Source organism: Methylomagnum ishizawai (genome assembly GCF_900155475.1).
Classification (GTDB): Bacteria; Pseudomonadota; Gammaproteobacteria; order Methylococcales; family Methylococcaceae; genus Methylomagnum; species Methylomagnum ishizawai_A.
The window spans coordinates 2,591,683-2,609,091 of the sequence record NZ_FXAM01000001.1 but is presented as its reverse complement, the minus strand read 5'-3'; the positions used below and the strand labels follow the sequence as shown (position 1 = coordinate 2,609,091).

Below are 17,409 nucleotides of genomic sequence, written 5' to 3'. Positions count from 1 at the left end.
CCCGCACGGCGACCCGTGCGGGATCGGTTCCGCTTACTCGGGAACCACATGCAGGGACAGCTTGGCGGCCACATCGCCGTGCAACTGCACCGTGACTTCGTATTCGCCGGTATGGCGGATCGGGCCGGCCGGCAGGCGGACTTCGTTCTTGTGGATTTCGATGCCGGCATGGCTGGCGGCGTCGGCGATGTCCTTGGTGCCGATGGAGCCGTACAAGCGGCCTTCCTCGCCCGCCTTCTGGGCGATGGTGATGATGATTTCACCAATCGCCTGGGCGCGGGCCTCGGCGGCGGCGGTGGTCTCGGCGGCTTTCCGCTCCAGTTCGGCGCGGCGCTGTTCGAACTCGGCCAGTTTGGCGGCGGTGGCGGCCACGGCCTTGCCATGGGGGATCAGATAGTTGCGGCCATAACCGGGCTTCACGGTCACTTTGTCGCCCAGATTGCCCAGGTTGGTGATTTTTTCCAGGAGAATGATTTCCATCTTCGAATGCCTCAATCTTTTTTAAACAATGAATCCGAACGGCCCTAGGCCACACGGGGGCGGTTGCGCCAGTCCATCCAGGTGTCGCTATAGCCGAGCAGGCCGATCAACACGATCAAGGGCGAGGCGAATACCAAGGCCACATAGACCCCGGCCAGCCAGAACCCGCCGTTGGCCTGCCGCCCGAACACCGCGTGCAGTACCGCGAACCCGGTCAGCAGGAACAGCATCGAGAGCGGAAGGGCGAGGTTCCAGGCGAACTCCGCGAGGCCGCCGTCGGCGATCCCGGCCAGGGCGAACAAGCCCAGGCTGGCATAGGCCCACGGGGAAGCCGGGCGCAATCCTTGGAATTCGACCCGGAAGCCGCCGGGATTGAACAGGGTCGCCTGCCACCAGCGGGCCAGCAGCAGGCTGAAACTCACGGTCAGCATGGACCCCGCCGCGATGCCGCCAGTCATGTAGCGGGCGAACAGTTCCACGTTTTGCCGCAGCAAAGCCTGCTCGGCGGCGGGCCTGCCACCCTCCACGAATGCCTTGGAGAACTGTTGCAATTCCTCCAGCCACAGCCGCATGGGATCGCCGTAGACCGCGTAGAGTCCCAGCACCAGCACCATGGCGAGCAACGCGGCAGCGCCCAAGGTCCAGTCCAGCCGCGCCGTCTCGCGCAGCAACGCGGACAGCAGCCACACCGGACCCCACAAGGCCAGCGCATAACCCGCCGCCGACAGGGGATTACCCAACATCAGCCCGCCGATCAGCGCCATGATCGCCACCGCCATACCCAGCAGGAGACCGCCTTCGGCGGCTCCTTTGCGCAAGGTCGGCAAGGCCAGGGCGGCGGCGGCGAGCAAACTCGCCAGTGATACGACCCAGGACAATACCGTCAGAGCGCAAATGGCCGAAACCGCCTGCGCCCTGCCCCGCATGATATAGGCCGCCAATCCGCGCATGAGCGACCTAGGACCGTGTCCGTTTAGCTGTGCGAATCGCAGAACGGGATCAGGGCCAGGAACCGCGCCCGCTTGATGGCGGTGGCGAGTTGGCGCTGATACTTGGCCTTGGTGCCGGTGATGCGGCTGGGCACGATCTTGCCGGTTTCGGAGATGTATTCGTGGAGGACTTCCAAGTCCTTATAGTCGATTTCCTGGACGCCTTCCGCCGTGAAGCGGCAGTATTTCTTACGCTTGAATTGACGAGCCATGGTGAGCCTCTTGATAACGCTGCTGTGGATTGAGCCGGGATGGGCGCGGGCGGTGGTGGATTATTCCGCCGCTTCGCCCTCGTCGCCTTCGTCGCTGTCCGCCACGCCGCCGCGGCGGCCGGATTCGGAATGGCCTTCCCGCGCCATCGGCGAGGGTTCGGTGATGGCGGCTTCGCGGCGGATCGTGAGGCTACGCAGGATGGCGTCGTTGAAGCGGAAACCGCTTTCCAGTTCGTCCAGGGTGGGCTGGTCGCATTCGATGTTCATCAAGACGTAGTGGGCCTTGTGAATCTTGTCGATGGGATAGGCCAGTTGGCGGCGTCCCCAGTCTTCGAGACGGTGGATGGTGCCATTGGCTTCGATCAAGGCGCGGTAACGTTCCAGCATGGCCGGAACCTGGGCGCTCTGGTCCGGGTGGACCATGAAGACGATTTCATAGTGACGCATAATCGCTCCTTACGGTTTATGCAGCCTCCCGTGGGGACGGTGAGGCAAGGAGTGGAAGGCCGGGGGCCGTCCGGTAAAAGCCGCGAATTCTAGCGGGGGGCGGGACGGGTGGCAAGGCATTCTTTGTGCCAGCGCCGCCCAGGACGGACTTTTCCGGTCCGGCGGCGGGATTCCCAGGCTTTGGCTTGCGAATCTCCGGGAATTCCAAGGATACTGCCCCAGACCAGAAAGGAGGTAACGCCATGCAGGTCGCCATCGTCGTAGGGGTCGCGCTGTTCATGATCGGCATCGGTGGGTTCGGGCTGGTCTCGCCGCCCGGATTGGCGCGGTTCGTGGCCCGTTGGGAATCCCGGCGGGGGTTGTGGGCAGCGGCGGTGTTGCGCATCGGTTTCGGCCTGATCCTGGGCGGGGTCGCTCCAGCCACCCGGACCCCGCTGACTTTCCACATCCTCGCCGTGCTGACGGTTTGCGCCGGGCTGGCCCTGCCTGGGTTGGGATTGGCGCGGTTCAAGCGCATCCTGGCTGGGTGGCGGGATTTGCCACCGCGCTGGGTCCGGCTGTGGGTGGTTTTTCCCGTGGGACTGGGTATTTTCCTGTTGTGGTCGGTGCTGGCCTGATGATGCGGCGGATCGCCGCCCTCCTCCTCCTCGGGCTTACGGGTCCGGTCGCCCACGCTGCCGATCCCAGGACTTACACCGTCCTCCTCGATCCGACCGGCGATGCCGCGCTGGACCGCGCCCTCGCCGATTCCTCCATGCTCATCGGCCTGCGCGAGCGGGCACCCGTCGGTCCCTTCGCCCTCTTGGTCCGCGCCCAGGAGGACCAAGGTCGTTTCGAGACCGCCCTGCATAGCTTCGGCTACTACCAAGGCAAGGCATTGACAAGTATCGCCGGGCATCCGCTGGACGATCCCGGCTTGGCGGAATTCTTGGAACACAGCCCCGCCGATCCGCCCGTGCCGGTCAATATCCATATCGAACCGGGGACCTTGTTCCATCTCGGCCAGATCGATATCCAAGGCTTGCCTGCGGGCGCGGCCCGGCCCGATATCGGCATCGCCACCGGAGCGCCCGCCCTGGCCCCCCCGGTGCTGGCGGCGCGGGAAAAACTGCTGGACGGGCTGCGCGGACAAGGCTACGCCCTGGCCCAGGTCGAAGCGCCGGTGGCGTTCTTGCATGAGGACCGGCGAATCCTGGATCTTGAATTCCACACCGATCCCGGCCCGCGCCTGGATTTAGGCGCTATCGACATCAAGGGCTTGCAGCGCATGGACGAGGCTTTCGTGCGCCAACGCCTACAGGTCTACAGCGGCGAACGCTACGATCCCACAGCCTTGGATGCCGCCCGCCGGGATTTGGTCGCGCTGGGCGTGTTCTCCTCGGTGCGGGTGGTCGATGCCGACAAGCCTGACCCGGCAGGCCGTTTGCCCATCGCCTTCGAGGTGAAGGAACGCCCGCGCCGCGCCGCCAACCTGAACGCCGCCTATTCGACCGATCTCGGCGGTAGCTTCGCCGTGCTCTGGCAGCACCGCAACCTGCTGGGCCGGGCCGAGCAACTCAACCTCACGGCGGGCATGACCCAGATCGGCGGCAACAGCACCACCGGCATCGGCTACAACTTCCTGGCCGGGTTCCTCAAGCCCGATGTCTGGCAACGCGACCAATCCCTCCAGGCCAGCCTGGGCGCGGTCAAGCAAAGCCTCACCGCCTACGACCGCCAAGCCTTGACCGGCGACCTCCTGCTCAGCCGCAAATTCGCCCAGCACTGGAGCGTCAGCCTGGGGCTGGCGGCGGAACAGGAGCGCGTCACCCAGGAAGGCGAAACCCAGGACTACACCTTGCTCGGCCTGCCTGGTACCCTGAAGTACGACGATACCGACAATTTGCTCGACCCCACCCGTGGTTTCCGGGCGGCGGTGTTGGCGACCCCGACCCAACCCTTGGCCGGACCGCAGACCGAAGCCTTCCTCAGCCTACAGGTTTCCGGTTCCGGCTATTTCGACCTGGGCGAACCGGGGCGCAGCGTACTGGCCGTGCGCGGTTTGATCGGCGATGTGTTGGGGGCGAGCGCAGACGCGCTACCGCCCGACAAGCGCTTCTATGCGGGTGGCAGCGCCACGGTGCGCGGCTACAAGTTCCTGTCGGTGGGCCCGCAATTCCCCGACCACAAGCCGCAAGGCGGAGCCGCTGTGGTGGCGGGGACGGTGGAATTCCGCCAGCGTTTCCTGGATTCGTATGGGGCGGTGGTATTTGTGGACGCCGGGCAGGTCGCCGCCAATAGCGCCCCCTTCACGGGAACGGCGGGGATGGGCGTGGGCGTGGGTGCTCGCTATTACACTTCGATTGGGCCGATCCGCCTGGATGTGGCGGTGCCGGTGGTGCAGGTGCCCAATAGCGGGAATTTCGAAATATATATCGGTTTGGGACAGGCGTTTTAAAGCCGCGTGATACCCGCCTGTTTGAACTTGAGTTGGCGGGCGATCCATTTGTAATCGCAGGCATGGCAATAATATTTGCGCAGGGGTTTGAATAGGGTCGATTCCGGGGCGCGGCGACCGATGGTCAGTTTGCCCGGATCGGTATTGCCGCATTTGGGGCAGGCCAACAAGGGTTTGGAGTCGGCTTTGCCCTTGGCGGGTTTACCGGTGGCTGGCGCTGGGCTGGCCGGAATGTCCGTCGCGGATTCCGGCGGATTCGCCACCCGCTGGGTATCGCCGCCCGCCGCAGCCCCGGCGGCTTGAAACTTTAATCTACGCCTGAGCCTCATCACATTGCGGATATGCCACCCACCCGCTAGCGTTCCTCCCAACGCCAATAATACCCCCAGCGCCGGGATCAAGGGGATTTGCTGTTCCAACAGATGGCCCCAGGAAAACTCCCAGCCCTTGGCCGCGCCGGAACCTCCGATAGGGGGATTCAGCCGCGCATAGGCCGACCATTGCTTGAACCTGGGAATATGTTCCACCACATTCTGTAATTGGCCGATGATATTGGCACGGTATGGATTGCTCGAATTATAAAGCGAATAAATCTTATCTTGTAGCGCGGTTTCCAATTGCTGGAAATCCTCGTCGTTCCAGTCCGCCACGGGTTTCCCATATAGCACGCTCCGGGGCGAGGACCAGAATTCCTCCGATAAAATATTTTCCTTGTTTTCGAGGAAGTCGAAGGCGTTGAAGAGGGAATGCACTTGGCTGTCGGCCCAGGCGCAAGCCCCATGGAGAAGCAATGACAGCAGGAGGGCGATATGGATTCTTTTCATGGATATCAGCGAATCAAGCCTCGCGCCATTTGATTATTGGAGCGGGAGGCGCCTACCGTTTTCCGATGGGCCGGTAGGGTACACCGCTTCGGTACCCCTCACAAGACAGCCGCCGAGCATCGCATGATCGGGAACACAGGTTCCAACCGGGCGGGAAAAAATCTCCAAGCCTCCTATGATCTATGGCATACGATCCCGGAGAGACCGCGAGGACTGCAAACATGAGTGTCGTGTCGGAAGAAACCGCCTACTGGAAGGAACGCTATTTCACCCTGCTCAACGAGGGCGAAAAACGGCAAACCGAGCAGAACGAGTACGAAACCCTACTGAACCGGGCGGTGATCCGCTTGACCCAGGCGGTGTCTGGGTTGGACGCGGCCTTGGACCCGCATCTACGCGCCATCCGCGAAGTGATGCGCAAGGGGGAAAACAGCACCCTGCGCCGGGAATTGGACGCCCTACTCGATACGCTGATACGCACCCCCAAACTGGGCCATCCCACCGCGACTGCCGGCCAGGGCCGGGAATTGCTGAGGTTTTTGGAAGCCCTGTGTGCGACACCGGAGGAAAAGACCGCGTCGGAGGCGGTGTGCCGCCGGTTCGAAGCCGGCGGTTACGCCACCGAACAAGAATTGTTCGACGCCGCCATCCGCGTGCTGCGGAACCGCAAAGGCTCCTCCGCCACCGGCGTGATCGGCAAGCTGTTCGGCAAGGGTCAGGCCGCGTCTGCCGATATCGACACCACCAAGCTGCGCCGCCGTCTGGACGAACTGTTGCGGGCGCTCAACCTGTCCGCCTCTTTGCAGGAGCGCCTGGAGCAACTCAAGGCGCGGGTCGCCGACGACACGGAGGACTTGATCGCCTTGTTCGACGCGGCGGCGGCTTTGATCGCCGATATGGATGCGGGCTATTGGCAGGAACAAAAGCAGTTCGGGGATTTCCTCGCCGCCCTGAGCGGCAAGCTAGGCGAGCTGGAAGGAAAGGCCCTGCGGATGGACGCCCTCAGCCAGTCCTCGGCGGAGGATCGCCGCCTCACCGAAAAGGCCGTGGCGGGCGAGGTCGCCGGACTGCGGGCCGACGCCTCGGAAGCCACCAACCTGGTGCAATTGCGCCAAATCATCCAGATGCGCCTGGATACCATCTCCCAGCGCCTGGATAGCTTCGACCACGCCGAGGAAGCCCGTTTCACCGAGACCCAAGCCCAGGTCCAGGACTTGAGCCAACGCCTGCGGACCTTGGAGCAGGAGGCGGAAGATTTACGCAACCGCCTGGAACTGGCCAACCGGGCCGCCTATATCGATCCCTTGACCAAGCTCCCCAACCGCAAAGCCTATCTAGAGCGGGTGGACCTGGAAGAAAAGCGCTGGCGCCGGTTCCAACAGCCCTTGACCCTGGCGGTGTGGGATATCGATTTCTTCAAGAAGATCAACGACCGTTTCGGCCATGCTTCCGGCGACAAGGCGCTGGCGATGATCGGCCAGGTCTTGGCGGCCTCTATCCGCAACACCGATTTCGTCGCGCGTTATGGCGGGGAAGAATTCGTCATGCTGTTGTTGGGGAGCGACGATAGCAACGCCCTGGAAATCGCCGAGGGCATCCGCCAGCGGATCGAGGATTGCGAATTCATCGGCAATGGCAAGCGCATCGCGGTCACGGTGTCTTGCGGTATCAGCCAGTTCAAAGGGCGGGACGGCTTCCAGGATGTTTTCGAGCGGGCGGACAAAGCCCTTTACCAGGCCAAGAAAAAAGGCCGCAACCGTTGCGAGATCATATCGCTGGTCTGACGGGAGAACCGTCCGGGCACCGGGATATGAGTACATGTCCGCCCTACAACATCCGGTGTTTGGGGTACACCCGTTTTCGGAATTAGATGAACCGCCGGGGGTCGATTTTCCAGCGCAAGGGATTCTCGAAGCCGACGATGCGGTCGGCGCTGCCGGGGGCGGCCAGATCGATATCCTTCGGCGTGATGAACCCCTCGGCCCGGATGCTGAAGATGGCGCGTATCTTCGGGCGGAGCAAATCCTCGCGCCGCTGTTCGATCACCACCGCCAAATGCTCGCTTTCCAGCCGCACCAGGCTCCCCACCGGATAAATCCCCAAGCTGCGGATGAAATGCTGGATCAATTCCGGCTTGAAATGGCGGTCGCTCTTTTCCATGAGGAGTTGCAGGGCTTCGGTCGGTTCGCGGTGGCGTTGATAGGCGCTATCGGAGGTCATGGCGTCGTAGCTGTCGACGATGGCCGCCATCTGCCCGTAGATCGACAGTTCCTCGCCGCGCAGCCGGTATGGATAGCCGGAACCATCGATGCGCTCGTGGTGCTGGCCCACCACGTCCAACACCACGGACGATAGGCCCGTGGCGTTGCACATGAGGTCCAGGCCGTATTCCACATGCCTTTGCATGAGCTTGTATTCGGCCTCGGTGAGTTTGCCAGGCTTGGCGAGGATGTAGGAAGGCAGCTTCACCTTGCCGATATCGTGCATCAAGCCACCAAGGGCGGCTTGCTCGACCAGGTCGCGGTCCAGTTGCAAGGTTTGTCCGAAGGCGACCAGCAAGGTGGAAACGGCCACCGAGTGCTGGAAAGTATGCTTGTCCGCCTGCTTGACCCGGAACAGGCTGATCATGGCGTCCGGATTGCGCAGCACCGAGCCGGTGATGGCGGCGATGGTCGGTTGCATCCGCTCCAGTTCGATGGGCCGGCCCAGGCGGGCGTCGATCAACATGCTTTGCACCGTGACGCTGGCTTCGCCGTAGATGTTCCTGGCCCGCGTCATCTCGCCGCGTAGGGAGATTTTTTCCGGCGGCAGTATCCTGCGGCGCTGCTTGTCTGGAAGCGTGGGCGTGGATGGAGCGGGTTGGGCTTGCGGCGGAGGGACGGATTCTGGCGTCGATAGCGGTGGCGGTGGAGCGACATCCAATCCTTTATCGGTGTCGATATCAATGAGGGGCAGGTCCAGATCGATGATCTTTTGGAGCTGGTCCTCGGTCTTGATGAGGAAGCGCTTGCGGAAAAAGGGATGCTTGCTCCAATCGGCATTGAGGCTGTGGATATACATCCCCAGCACGAGTTCGGAGGGTTTGATTTTCTTGATCACTGGGCTGCTTCAACACTGGGTGGCATCGTTCGTTCCCGCCGGGAACCGCGCTGGATGCCCGCCCTTTCCGGGCTGGCCCCCCTAATTCTATGTGCTTTTGGCCGTTTTATGCGGCTGGGGGGTCAGGCGAAAACATTGACCAGACCCAGGCCGGTGGATGGGCGGGTGGATTCGATCCTTGTTTCACCCTCCGCCATCGCCTCCCTCCCGCCTGGGTTGCCGGGGGACCGGGTACCGGAACCTTGGGGCTCGTGGCCGGATTGACGCTGGAAATCGAATCCCCGGCTATCGGTTTGGGCGGAAGGTTGGGGCGGCGCGACGCTGACCTCGTTCAAAGCGATGCGCTGGGTGTCGAACATTTCCCTAAGGCGCGGCACCGAGGCTTCCAAAGCTTCGCGGACCCCGGCGCTGTGGGCGGTGAATTGGATCGAAGCGCCCTCCCCGTCCAACTGGATACGGACATCCACCGGGCCGAGATGTTCGGGATTGAGCTTGAGTTGGGCCGCGCCCAGGTCGCGTTGGGCCAGCCATACGACTTTTTCGCCGACTTCATCGTGCCAGCCGGGTTGCCCGAACGGCGTGGGTAGATCGTGGGACGGGGCCGGGGTTTTGGCCGGGGCGGCGCTGTCGCGGAATTGCGGTGTGGACATGGTGTCTAGCGGCAAGCCGGGCGGTAGGTTGGAACCGCGCTCGCCGCTGGCGGTTTCGGGGTTGCCGGTGCCTTCCGCCGGGTTCCGGGATACGGCCCCGCTCTCGACCAGGTTCGCGAATACCGTGGTGTCGGTGGTGCCCGCCGTGATCTGGGCTGGTGCGCTGGATTGCGAGAGGGGCGCTTGTGGTTTGGCCGAGCCCGCGCTGCCTGTTGGATTGGCTTGGGCCGGAACTATGGGTGCGGCATCCATATCCGCTCCGGTTTGGGTTTGATCCGGGGTCGCCTCCTGGTTCTGGAAGAATTCCGCCACCATGGCCCACAGTTGTTCCGGCGGGGTTTCGGCCTGGGGTGCGGCGGCGGGTTCCGCATCATCCGGGGTGGTGGCCGGTTCGGTCTTGTCGCTATTATCGGCGGCGGCTCGATCCTGGACGTCCAGCTTGCGCTGTAACATGGCCTGGAAATCGCCATCCTCCCCGCTTGCGACCCCCCTGCCCCGCCCCGCCGGATAACCGACATCCTGGGCGGAAGCCGGACGCGCCGCGCCGTTCGCTTGCATGGAATGGGATGTCATCGCCCGCGCTCCCTTGGTTTTCTCAATAACCCATCGACAAGGCGTCCCCGCCCCGGTCGCGGCGGCGGCTGGCCCGTTCGTCTTCTTCGGCTTGGCGGCGGCGTTCTTCCAGGTGGCGTTCCTCGGCGCGGGCCTTGTCCACCACCGTCTTCATCCCCAAGGTCTGGCGGCGGGTGGCTTCCCAATGGGTCCGGCTCTGCGCCAGGTTTTTTTCGACATTGCCGACGATCCTTTCTTGTTCCAGCACCGCGCCGTTGATCTTGGCGAGGAATGCCCGGTATTCCAGCAATTGCCGCATCCCCAAGCCCTGATCGCCGGTGTCGCGGAATTTCTGGCTATAGTTGTCTTGGAAACTCCTTAGGTTATCGAGGTTGCGGCGGGCGTTTTCCAGCTTGCGGGTCATTTCGCCGAGTTGCTGGGCCGCTTCTTGTTCACGGGCGGTGGCTAGTTCGAGGATGCTGTTCAAGCGTTCGGAACGTTTCATGGGGCGTCTTCTCTCGTTGTTGTGCGGCGGTGGCGATACGCCCGTCTTTTCAGCCGAGCAAAGTTTCCAATTCGTCCAGGCTGCGCCGGAAATCCACCGCCTCTTCGATGCCTTGTTGCAGGAAGGCGACAATTTTGGGATTCAAGGCGATGGCTTCGTCGATGCGCGGGTCCGCGCCGTGACGGTAGGCACCGACGCTAATGAGGTCGCGGTTTTGTTGGAAGGTCGAATACAGCCGTTTCAAACGCCGTGCCAAGTTCAGATGGCGCGGGTCGGCGATGTCCTGCATGACACGGCTCACCGAAGCCTCGATGTCGATGGCGGGATAGTGACCAGCATCGGCCAGGGCGCGGGACAGGACGATATGGCCGTCGAGGATGCCCCGCGCCGCGTCGGCGATGGGGTCGTTGGTGTCGTCGCCCTCGGCCAGCACGGTGTAGAACGCCGTGATGGAACCCGCGCCCCGGTCGCCATTGCCCGCCCGTTCCACCAATTGCGGCAGCTTGGCGAACACCGAAGGCGGATAGCCCTTGGTGGCGGGCGGTTCGTCGATGGCAAGGGCGATTTCGCGCTGGGCCTGGGCGTAGCGGGTCAGGGAATCCATCAGCAGCAGGACGTTCAAGCCCTTGGCCCGGAAGAACTCGGCGACGCTGGTCGCCAGCAGGGCACCATGCAGCCGCATCAGCGGCGGATAATCGGCGGGGACCGCCACCACCGCCGCGCGGGTCAAGCCCTCTTCGCCCAGGATTTTCTGGACGAATTCGTTCACTTCGCGGCCCCGCTCGCCGATCAGGCCGACCACGACCACATCGGCGGTGGTGTACTTGGTCATCATGCCCAACAGGATGCTTTTGCCCACGCCGGTCCCGGCGAACAGCCCCAGGCGCTGGCCGCGCCCGACGCTGAGCATGGCATTGATGGCCCGGACACCCACGTCCAAGGGTTCGCGGATCGGTTGGCGGGCCAGGGGATTGATGGCCAGTCCGGTCAGGGGGACGTGGGCCTCGGTATCGACCGGGCCTTTGCCGTCCAGGGGATTGCCGGAGCCATCGACCACCCGGCCCAACAGACCGAAGCCCACCGGCACCGTCGAACCGCGTTCCAAGGGAATCACCCGGCAATCCGGTTCCAGGCCGTGGATATCGCCGATGGGCATGAGGAACAGCCGCTCCCCGGAAAATCCCACCACTTCCGCTTCCATTTCCCGGCCTTGCGGGGTCTTGACGATGCAGCGGGCACCGACCGCCGCCCGGCAACCCACGGCCTCCAGGGTCAGGCCGACCATGCGGTTCAGTTTGCCTTCGACCACCAGGGCGGGCGGTTCGGCGAGGCGTGCCCGGTGGGTCGCTAGTACGTCGATCCAGCGTCCGGTATGTTGGCGGGGGTCCAAGCCGTTCATAGCAGCGCATCCCCTTCCCGTTCGCCGCCCAATACCTGGGCGATGACGGTCATCAAGCGTTTTTCCAAAGTGGCGTCGATATGCGAAGTCTCGGTCAGGACGCGGCAACCGCCACGGGTCATCAAGGGGTCTTCGACGATTTTCCAGCGCGGGCCGGAATCCCGGAGGGCCAGGGCGTGGCGGACCAATTCGGCGTCTTCTGGATGCAGATGCAGATGTACCCGCCGCGCCGAAGCCGGCAGCGCCGCCAAGGCTTCCCGCGCCACGGCCACGATCTGGCCGGGATCGGTCTTGAGTTCGCGCCGGATCAATTGCTTGGCGAGGGCGATGGCGAGCGTCACCAGTTCTTGCTCGACCTGCTCGTCCATCAGGGTCAAGGGTTGGTCCAGGCAATCGATCAAAGGCTCGAAGCGGGCCGCCGCTTCCAGCATGATTTTCTGGCCTTCGGCATGGCCTTGTTGCCAGCCTTCGTCGTGGCCCCGTTTCCAGCCTTCCTCGCGACCTTGTTGCCAACCTTCGTCGTGGCCTTGCTGATGGCCCGCGTTGCGGCCTGCGTTATGGCCTTCGTTGTAGCCTTGCTCCCGCCCTTCCTGGTGGCCGCGTTCGTAGCCTTCTTGGTGGCCTAGGATCGCCGCCTCGTCGTGGGCCTGTTTTTGGATAGCCTCGATTTCCTCGGCGGTGGGCATTTTCGGCAGTTCGACCGGCTCTTCCTCGGGTTCTGGCTCTGGCTCCGGCGCATCCATGACCGGCAATTGCCAAGGCGAGAGCGCTTCCAATTCCTCGCGGGTGAAGGGCTTCAACCTGCTGGATTTAGATAAGGTCATCGCCACCACCTAAGGAAATTTCGCCGGCTTCGGCCAAGCGGCGGGCGATGGCGAGGATGTCTTTCTGGGACGCCTCGACATCGCTGAGGCGGGCGGGCGGCGCGGCTTCGAGATCGTCGCGCAGCATTTCCGCCGCCCGCCGCGACATATTGTTGAAGACTTTTTCCTTGAGGCCGTCGTCGGCCCCGCGCAGGGCCAGGAGCAAGGCGTCGGTGGAAACTTCGCGCAGCAGGGTTTGGATGCCGCGGTCGTCGATGCTCACCAAATCGTCGAACACGAACATCTTGTCCTGGATTTTCTGGCTGAGGTCGGGATTGGCCTCGGCGATCTGCTCCATGATGGAGACTTCGATGTTGCTGTCGCTGAAGTTGAGGATATTGGCCGCCGCCTCGATGCCGCCTATCGTCGAAGATTTGACGTTGGCATTGCCGCTGAGTTGTTTTTCCATGATGTCGTCCAACTCTTTCAGCGCCGCCGGATGCACGCCTTGCAGGGTCGCCACCCGCATGATGACATCGGAGCGACTACGCTCGGGGAGGTGGGCCAGGGTTTCCGCCGCTTGGTCGCTATCCAGCAGCGAGAGGATGATGGCGATGATTTGCGGATGTTCGAGGCGGATCAGGTCGGCGATGGCGCGGGGGTCCATCCATTTCAATTGTTCCAAACCCTTGCTGTTGCGGCCCAACAAAATGCGGTCAATGATGTTGGCCGCCTTGTCCGCGCCCAGCGCCTGGGTCAGCATGTTGCGGATGTAATCTTCCGAGTTGACGCCCAGGGCGGTTTGGTTGCGGATTTCCTCGATGAAGCGGCGCAATACCCCGTCGATCATGTCCAGGGTGATATTGCGCATTTCGGCCATGGCCGCGCCGATTTGCTGGACCTCTTTCGGGGTCATGTGTTTCAGCACCTCGGCGGCGCGCTCCTGGCCCACCGTGAGGAAGAGCAGGGCGGCTTGTTGGGTGCCGTCCATTTTGAGGGTGTCTAGCGCTTCGGCCATGGGAGTGATCCTAGGGTTTGGGGTTGGAACCCAGCCAGTTTTTGACGACCAGGGCGGCCCGCTTGGCATCCTGATCGATGGCCTGTTGCACCAGCGCCATACGTTTTTCGTAGCTTTGGGCGGCGGGTTTCAGCACGGCGGGGAGCGATGGGTCGGCTTGCCGGGTGTTTTTGGTGGTAGGGGTGTCTAGCGCTTCAGCCATGGTGCTGTGTCCTGTGGTTCGGGGTTAGCTGGTGGAACCCATCCAGTTCTTGATGACTTGGGCGACCCGTTTGGAGTCGTGGTCGATGGCCCGTTGCACGAACTCTATCCGTTTCTCGTGGCTTTGGGGCGCTTCGAGCATGAGCAATTCATCCTCTTCGATGGCCTCGGTTTCCTCTTCCGAGGGTTCGCCTTCCGGCCCGGCCAGGACGCCTTCCCGGGCTTCGCCGCCTTCGGTCAGCGCCAGGGTTTCGGCGGCCGCGGCGGCTGCAGCCGCCGCGGCTTCGGCCTCGGCAGCGGCTTTTGCGGCTTCTTCCGCTTCCTTCTGCCGTTGGGCTTCACCGGTCAAACCCCTGATGATGGGTCGTATCACCCCGAAGATTAGCAGCAATAGCACCAAAGCGAGGGCGGCGTATTTGACCAGGGGAATGAACCACGGTTGCTCCCACAGCGGAACCGGCGGCGCGGCTTCCTCGGGGCGGAAAGCCGCGTGGGTGACGGTCACCCGGTCGCCGCGAGCGGCGTCGTAGCCGACAGCTTCTTTGACCAGATTGGTGAAACGCCCGAGTTCCTCGTCGCTATAGGCCTGGGTGGTGATGGTGCCGTCGGCTTGCAAGACCCGTTTGTTGTCCACCACTACCGCCGCCGTGACCCGGCGCACCACGCCGGTGCCGAGTTTGGAGTGGCTGATGGTTTTGTCCAGTTCGTAGTTGCGGGTGGCGCTTTTATTGGTGGTGGTCGGGCCGGTTTGCTGGCCTGCGGTTTGACCGCCCTGCCCGCCCGGTTGCCCAGGCTGGTTGGCGTTGGTGACTTCCGGTGCCACGCCGGCGGGGGGCGGTTGATTCGACAGGGCACCGGGCACGCCTTGTGGCCCCGCACCCCGGCTTTGTTCCTCGCGGTTTTGTTCGCTGCGGAGGGCGGGCTGGTCGGGGTTGTAGACTTCCTGGGTGCGCTCGGTGACGGTGAAATCCACATCCGCCGAGACCTGGGTTCTCATGCCGTCGCTGCCCATCACGGGGCTTAAGATGTTCTCGACCCGCTCAATCAGGTGTTCTTCGATCTGCCGTTTGAAATCGAATTGCTTGAGGGTGAGGTTGTTCTCGCTTTCCTCCGCCGTGCCCAGCAACAGATGGCCGCGTTGGTCCACCACGCTGACTTGTTCGGGTTGGAGCTGCGGGATGCTGGATGCCACCAGCCGGGCGATGGCATCGACTTGGAGCGGTTCCAGTGTATGGTTGGGCTGCATGTCCAGCACCACCGAGGCGCTGGGTTGCTTGGGCTGGCGCACGAACACCGATTCCTTGGGCAGGGCCAAATGCACCCGCGCTGCCTTCACGCCCTTGATGGTCATGATCGAGCGGGCGATCTCGCCTTCCAAGGCCCGTTGGTAACGGGCGCCTTCCACCAATTGGCTGACGCCGAAGCCGTTTTCCTTGTCGAGTATCTCGAAGCCGGTACCGTTTTCTTTGGGGAAGCCCATGCTGGCGAGCTTGAGCCTGAGTTCATGGACTTTATCCGCCGGAACTCGGATGCTGCCGTTGTCGGGGTCGATGTAATGCTCGACCTTGAGTTTTTCCAGGGCCGCGACCACTTCGCCCGCTTCCTTTTCCGGCATTTCGCCGAACAGCATCGCGTATTGGGGTTCCTTGGCCCAAAGCAGCATGGCGATGATGACCGCCACGGTCAGGGCCAGGATGGCGGCCAAACCGATTTGGCGGTTGCGTGGCATGAGCATCCAACCCCGGACCAGGGGCGGCAGGTTTTCGTATTTTTGTTCGGCGGGTGGGAGCGGTGGCTGAGACGCTTCGCCGGGAACCAATTCTTTGCTATCGCTGGGGCTGAGTTCCATGATGGCGGATTACATGGGCATGTTCATGATTTCTTTGTAGGCATCGACCAGCTTGTTTCTTACCTGCACTGTGGCTTGGAATGAAACACCCGCTTTCTGCGCGGCGATCATGACTTCCGCCAGGTTCAGTCCAGGCTCGCCGCTCTCGAAGTCTTGCGCCAATTTATCGGCGTAGTGTTGGGTATCGTTGACCTTGTCTACGGATTGTTTGAGCAATTGGCCGAAATTGACTGATGGGGTTTCCGAACGGATGCTGGTGCCCTGCTGCATTTGGTCACGCAGGCGGTGAATTTGGTTGAGGACGGTGTTGATTTCAGTGGTATTCGTATTCATGGTAGTGACTCATTTTTTATTGTTAAGCATATTTGGAGCCATGTTTTTTTAATTTTGGGTCATCATGGCGACGAAATCCCGGCGTGGAATGGGAAAAACAGGGTGGATGGGGGCTCAATCTGCCGGTGCTTGGCGCGGCGGCGCGGGCCTTAATGATACTGTTATCGTAAACAAGTGGATGACGGGCGTGGCGTAGGACGTAAGCCGCGCCGACTCAAACCACCGGGGATTCCTCGCCGCGCAAGCCGTATTTACGTAGTTTTTCGACCAAGGTGGTGCGCCGCATTCGCAGCAAATTGGCGGCATGGGCCACCACCCCATCACATTCTTCCAAAGCCTGCTTGATGAGTTCGCATTCGAGCTGGCTGAGGTGTTCCTTCAGGTCCAAGCCGTTTTCGGGCAGACGGGCCAGGGAGAGCGCTTCCTTGGAATCGGCGAAACCGCCGTGGTCCTCTTGCCCTTCCGCCGCGTCGCCGGGTTGCAAATGTTCCAATATCCGTTCCGGCAGATCGGTGGTCTCCACCATTTGGTTGGGATATAGGATGGCCAACCGTTCGACCAGGTTCGCTAGTTCGCGCACATTGCCGGGCCAGTGGTAACGCCGCAAGGTCCGCAAGGCGGCGGGGGACAGGCGGATATCGCCGCGCCGCTCGGCCCTGAGCCGGGCGGTCAGGTCGTCCACCAAGAGCGGGATATCCTCCAAGCGCTCGCGCAAGGGAGGCACCGCGATGGGGAATACATCCAACCGGTAGTACAGGTCTTCCCGGAAGCGGTTGAGGCGGATTTCATCCTCCAGGTTGCGGTGGGTGGCGGCGACGACCCGGACATCGCACGGGAGGGTTTTATTGCTACCGACCCGCTCGAAGGTGCGCTCCTGCAAGACCCGGAGCAGTTTGACCTGCATGGCCAGGGGCATGTCGCCGATCTCGTCCAGGAACAAGGTACCACCCTCGGCCAGCTCGAAACGGCCCTGGCGGGCGCTCAAAGCCCCGGTGAAGGCACCCTTCTCGTGGCCGAACAATTCGCTCTCCAGCAATTCGCCGGGAATCGCGCCGCAATTGACCGGCACGAAGGGCTTGTTGCGACGGGCGGAGTAATAATGGAGGTTCCGCGCGATGACTTCCTTGCCGGTGCCGGACTCGCCGAGGATCAGGACCGTGGCATCGGACGGCGCGGCCTGCTGGATCAGCTTGCGGGTACGCAGGATCGCCGGGCTGTTGCCGGTCAGACTGCGGAACAACTCGGAGTTCCGGGCCGGACCCGGCTGCCCCAGCCGCTCCAGGCAATCGCTCAAACCCCGATGGTTGGTGGGCCAGACCAATACGGCGGCGGCACGGCTTTCAAGGCCGGGCGGCATGGCCTTGGGTTTATGCCGGTCCAGCACCAGCACCAAAGGCACCTGCCGGTAGCGCTCCACCACCCGTGCCAGCACCGTTTCCGTATCCTCGTCCAGGAACACGAACACCGCTTCGATTTCCTGCGGGGTCTCCCGGCCCAACTGCGCCGGGACGCAACTCGCGACCTCGCATTCGACGAAATTCAGCACGGCCTGAAGCTCCGCGCAGGGTTCGGCGCTGGATTGGATCAATAGGACACGGCGTGGACGCATCG

General features: G+C 62.7%; 18 protein-coding genes. 3 read left to right on the top strand and 15 right to left on the bottom strand.

Annotated features, from left to right (window positions below):
* Positions 1-33: 33 nt before the first annotated feature.
* The 4 genes from rplI to rpsF are packed head-to-tail and all read right to left on the bottom strand — an operon-like array spanning position 34 to position 2,128.
* Positions 34-480 carry a 50S ribosomal protein L9 gene (rplI, locus tag B9N93_RS11600; protein ID WP_085213791.1) on the bottom strand — a complete coding sequence of 149 codons (447 nt, stop codon included), beginning with the start codon at positions 478-480 and terminating at the stop codon, positions 34-36.
* Between the two features lie 44 nt (positions 481-524).
* Complete coding sequence (locus tag B9N93_RS11595) at positions 525-1,430, bottom strand: YybS family protein (RefSeq protein ID WP_085213789.1); 906 nt, start codon at positions 1,428-1,430, stop codon at positions 525-527.
* Positions 1,431-1,453: 23 nt separating this feature from the next.
* Positions 1,454-1,681 carry a 30S ribosomal protein S18 gene (rpsR, locus tag B9N93_RS11590; RefSeq protein WP_085213787.1) on the bottom strand — a complete coding sequence of 76 codons (228 nt, stop codon included), beginning with the start codon at positions 1,679-1,681 and terminating at the stop codon, positions 1,454-1,456.
* A gap of 60 nt (positions 1,682-1,741) precedes the next feature.
* Complete coding sequence (gene rpsF, locus B9N93_RS11585; protein WP_085213785.1) at positions 1,742-2,128, bottom strand: 30S ribosomal protein S6; 387 nt, start codon at positions 2,126-2,128, stop codon at positions 1,742-1,744.
* A gap of 242 nt (positions 2,129-2,370) precedes the next feature.
* On the opposite strand from rpsF, the gene B9N93_RS11580 reads away from it, so the two are divergent.
* The gene (locus B9N93_RS11580) at positions 2,371-2,745 is read left to right on the top strand and encodes a hypothetical protein (protein ID WP_085213783.1); all 375 of its coding nucleotides are present in this window, start codon (positions 2,371-2,373) and stop codon (positions 2,743-2,745) included.
* Positions 2,745-4,565 (top strand): autotransporter assembly complex protein TamA, encoded by a 1,821-nt coding sequence (locus B9N93_RS11575; RefSeq protein WP_085213781.1) that lies wholly within the window; start codon positions 2,745-2,747, stop codon positions 4,563-4,565. The genes B9N93_RS11580 and B9N93_RS11575 overlap by 1 nt, the downstream gene beginning before the upstream one ends.
* On the opposite strand, the gene B9N93_RS11570 is transcribed toward B9N93_RS11575, so the two are convergent.
* The gene (locus tag B9N93_RS11570; protein WP_085213779.1) at positions 4,562-5,389 is read right to left on the bottom strand and encodes a hypothetical protein; all 828 of its coding nucleotides are present in this window, start codon (positions 5,387-5,389) and stop codon (positions 4,562-4,564) included. The two genes, B9N93_RS11575 and B9N93_RS11570, sit on opposite strands and share 4 nt — an antisense overlap.
* 221 nt (positions 5,390-5,610) lie before the next feature.
* Here B9N93_RS11570 and B9N93_RS11565 point away from each other — a divergent pair, with 221 nt between their 5' ends.
* Positions 5,611-7,173: a diguanylate cyclase gene (locus B9N93_RS11565; protein WP_176225239.1), complete on the top strand. Its 1,563-nt coding sequence runs from the start codon at positions 5,611-5,613 to the stop codon at positions 7,171-7,173.
* Positions 7,174-7,255: 82 nt separating this feature from the next.
* Here the strand turns inward: B9N93_RS11565 and B9N93_RS11560 are convergent, their stop codons facing one another.
* The 10 genes from B9N93_RS11560 to B9N93_RS11515 form a co-directional block, all read right to left on the bottom strand.
* Positions 7,256-8,488: an HD-GYP domain-containing protein gene (locus tag B9N93_RS11560; protein ID WP_085213772.1), complete on the bottom strand. Its 1,233-nt coding sequence runs from the start codon at positions 8,486-8,488 to the stop codon at positions 7,256-7,258.
* Between the two features lie 122 nt (positions 8,489-8,610).
* Entirely contained in the window at positions 8,611-9,711 is a 1,101-nt protein-coding gene (locus B9N93_RS11555; RefSeq protein WP_085213769.1) for a flagellar hook-length control protein FliK, read from the bottom strand.
* Positions 9,712-9,733: 22 nt separating this feature from the next.
* On the bottom strand, positions 9,734-10,195 hold the full coding sequence (fliJ, locus tag B9N93_RS11550; RefSeq protein WP_085213767.1) for a flagellar export protein FliJ: 462 nt from the start codon (positions 10,193-10,195) through the stop codon (positions 9,734-9,736).
* 49 nt (positions 10,196-10,244) lie between these two features.
* Positions 10,245-11,594 carry a flagellar protein export ATPase FliI gene (gene fliI, locus B9N93_RS11545; RefSeq protein ID WP_085213765.1) on the bottom strand — a complete coding sequence of 450 codons (1,350 nt, stop codon included), beginning with the start codon at positions 11,592-11,594 and terminating at the stop codon, positions 10,245-10,247.
* Complete coding sequence (locus B9N93_RS11540; RefSeq protein WP_085213763.1) at positions 11,591-12,418, bottom strand: flagellar assembly protein FliH; 828 nt, start codon at positions 12,416-12,418, stop codon at positions 11,591-11,593. The genes fliI and B9N93_RS11540 overlap by 4 nt, the downstream gene beginning before the upstream one ends.
* Entirely contained in the window at positions 12,405-13,415 is a 1,011-nt protein-coding gene (fliG, locus tag B9N93_RS11535) for a flagellar motor switch protein FliG (RefSeq protein ID WP_085213761.1), read from the bottom strand. The genes B9N93_RS11540 and fliG overlap by 14 nt, the downstream gene beginning before the upstream one ends.
* Positions 13,416-13,425: 10 nt before the next feature.
* On the bottom strand, positions 13,426-13,617 hold the full coding sequence (locus tag B9N93_RS11530; protein WP_085213759.1) for a hypothetical protein: 192 nt from the start codon (positions 13,615-13,617) through the stop codon (positions 13,426-13,428).
* Positions 13,618-13,641: 24 nt separating this feature from the next.
* Positions 13,642-15,465, bottom strand: a complete 1,824-nt coding sequence (gene fliF, locus B9N93_RS11525) for a flagellar basal-body MS-ring/collar protein FliF (RefSeq protein WP_085213757.1) — start codon at positions 15,463-15,465, stop codon at positions 13,642-13,644.
* Between the two features lie 9 nt (positions 15,466-15,474).
* Positions 15,475-15,798 (bottom strand): flagellar hook-basal body complex protein FliE, encoded by a 324-nt coding sequence (gene fliE / locus B9N93_RS11520; protein ID WP_085213755.1) that lies wholly within the window; start codon positions 15,796-15,798, stop codon positions 15,475-15,477.
* Between the two features lie 214 nt (positions 15,799-16,012).
* Positions 16,013-17,407: a sigma-54 interaction domain-containing protein gene (locus B9N93_RS11515; RefSeq protein WP_085213753.1), complete on the bottom strand. Its 1,395-nt coding sequence runs from the start codon at positions 17,405-17,407 to the stop codon at positions 16,013-16,015.
* Positions 17,408-17,409 lie beyond the last annotated feature (2 nt).

Coding starts and splice junctions, on each gene's coding strand:
- rpsR (WP_085213787.1), bottom strand. CDS start 1,681: ATGGCTCGTCAATTCAAGCGTAAGAAATACTGCCGCTTCACGGCGGAA.
- B9N93_RS11565 (WP_176225239.1), top strand. CDS start 5,611: ATGAGTGTCGTGTCGGAAGAAACCGCCTACTGGAAGGAACGCTATTTC.
- B9N93_RS11515 (WP_085213753.1), bottom strand. CDS start 17,407: ATGCGTCCACGCCGTGTCCTATTGATCCAATCCAGCGCCGAACCCTGC.
- B9N93_RS11530 (WP_085213759.1), bottom strand. CDS start 13,617: ATGGCTGAAGCGCTAGACACCCCTACCACCAAAAACACCCGGCAAGCC.
- B9N93_RS11575 (WP_085213781.1), top strand. CDS start 2,745: ATGATGCGGCGGATCGCCGCCCTCCTCCTCCTCGGGCTTACGGGTCCG.
- fliE (WP_085213755.1), bottom strand. CDS start 15,798: ATGAATACGAATACCACTGAAATCAACACCGTCCTCAACCAAATTCAC.
- fliJ (WP_085213767.1), bottom strand. CDS start 10,195: ATGAAACGTTCCGAACGCTTGAACAGCATCCTCGAACTAGCCACCGCC.
- fliF (WP_085213757.1), bottom strand. CDS start 15,465: ATGGAACTCAGCCCCAGCGATAGCAAAGAATTGGTTCCCGGCGAAGCG.
- B9N93_RS11540 (WP_085213763.1), bottom strand. CDS start 12,418: ATGACCTTATCTAAATCCAGCAGGTTGAAGCCCTTCACCCGCGAGGAA.
- fliG (WP_085213761.1), bottom strand. CDS start 13,415: ATGGCCGAAGCGCTAGACACCCTCAAAATGGACGGCACCCAACAAGCC.
- B9N93_RS11580 (WP_085213783.1), top strand. CDS start 2,371: ATGCAGGTCGCCATCGTCGTAGGGGTCGCGCTGTTCATGATCGGCATC.
- B9N93_RS11555 (WP_085213769.1), bottom strand. CDS start 9,711: ATGACATCCCATTCCATGCAAGCGAACGGCGCGGCGCGTCCGGCTTCC.
- B9N93_RS11570 (WP_085213779.1), bottom strand. CDS start 5,389: ATGAAAAGAATCCATATCGCCCTCCTGCTGTCATTGCTTCTCCATGGG.
- rpsF (WP_085213785.1), bottom strand. CDS start 2,128: ATGCGTCACTATGAAATCGTCTTCATGGTCCACCCGGACCAGAGCGCC.
- rplI (WP_085213791.1), bottom strand. CDS start 480: ATGGAAATCATTCTCCTGGAAAAAATCACCAACCTGGGCAATCTGGGC.
- B9N93_RS11595 (WP_085213789.1), bottom strand. CDS start 1,430: ATGCGCGGATTGGCGGCCTATATCATGCGGGGCAGGGCGCAGGCGGTT.
- fliI (WP_085213765.1), bottom strand. CDS start 11,594: ATGAACGGCTTGGACCCCCGCCAACATACCGGACGCTGGATCGACGTA.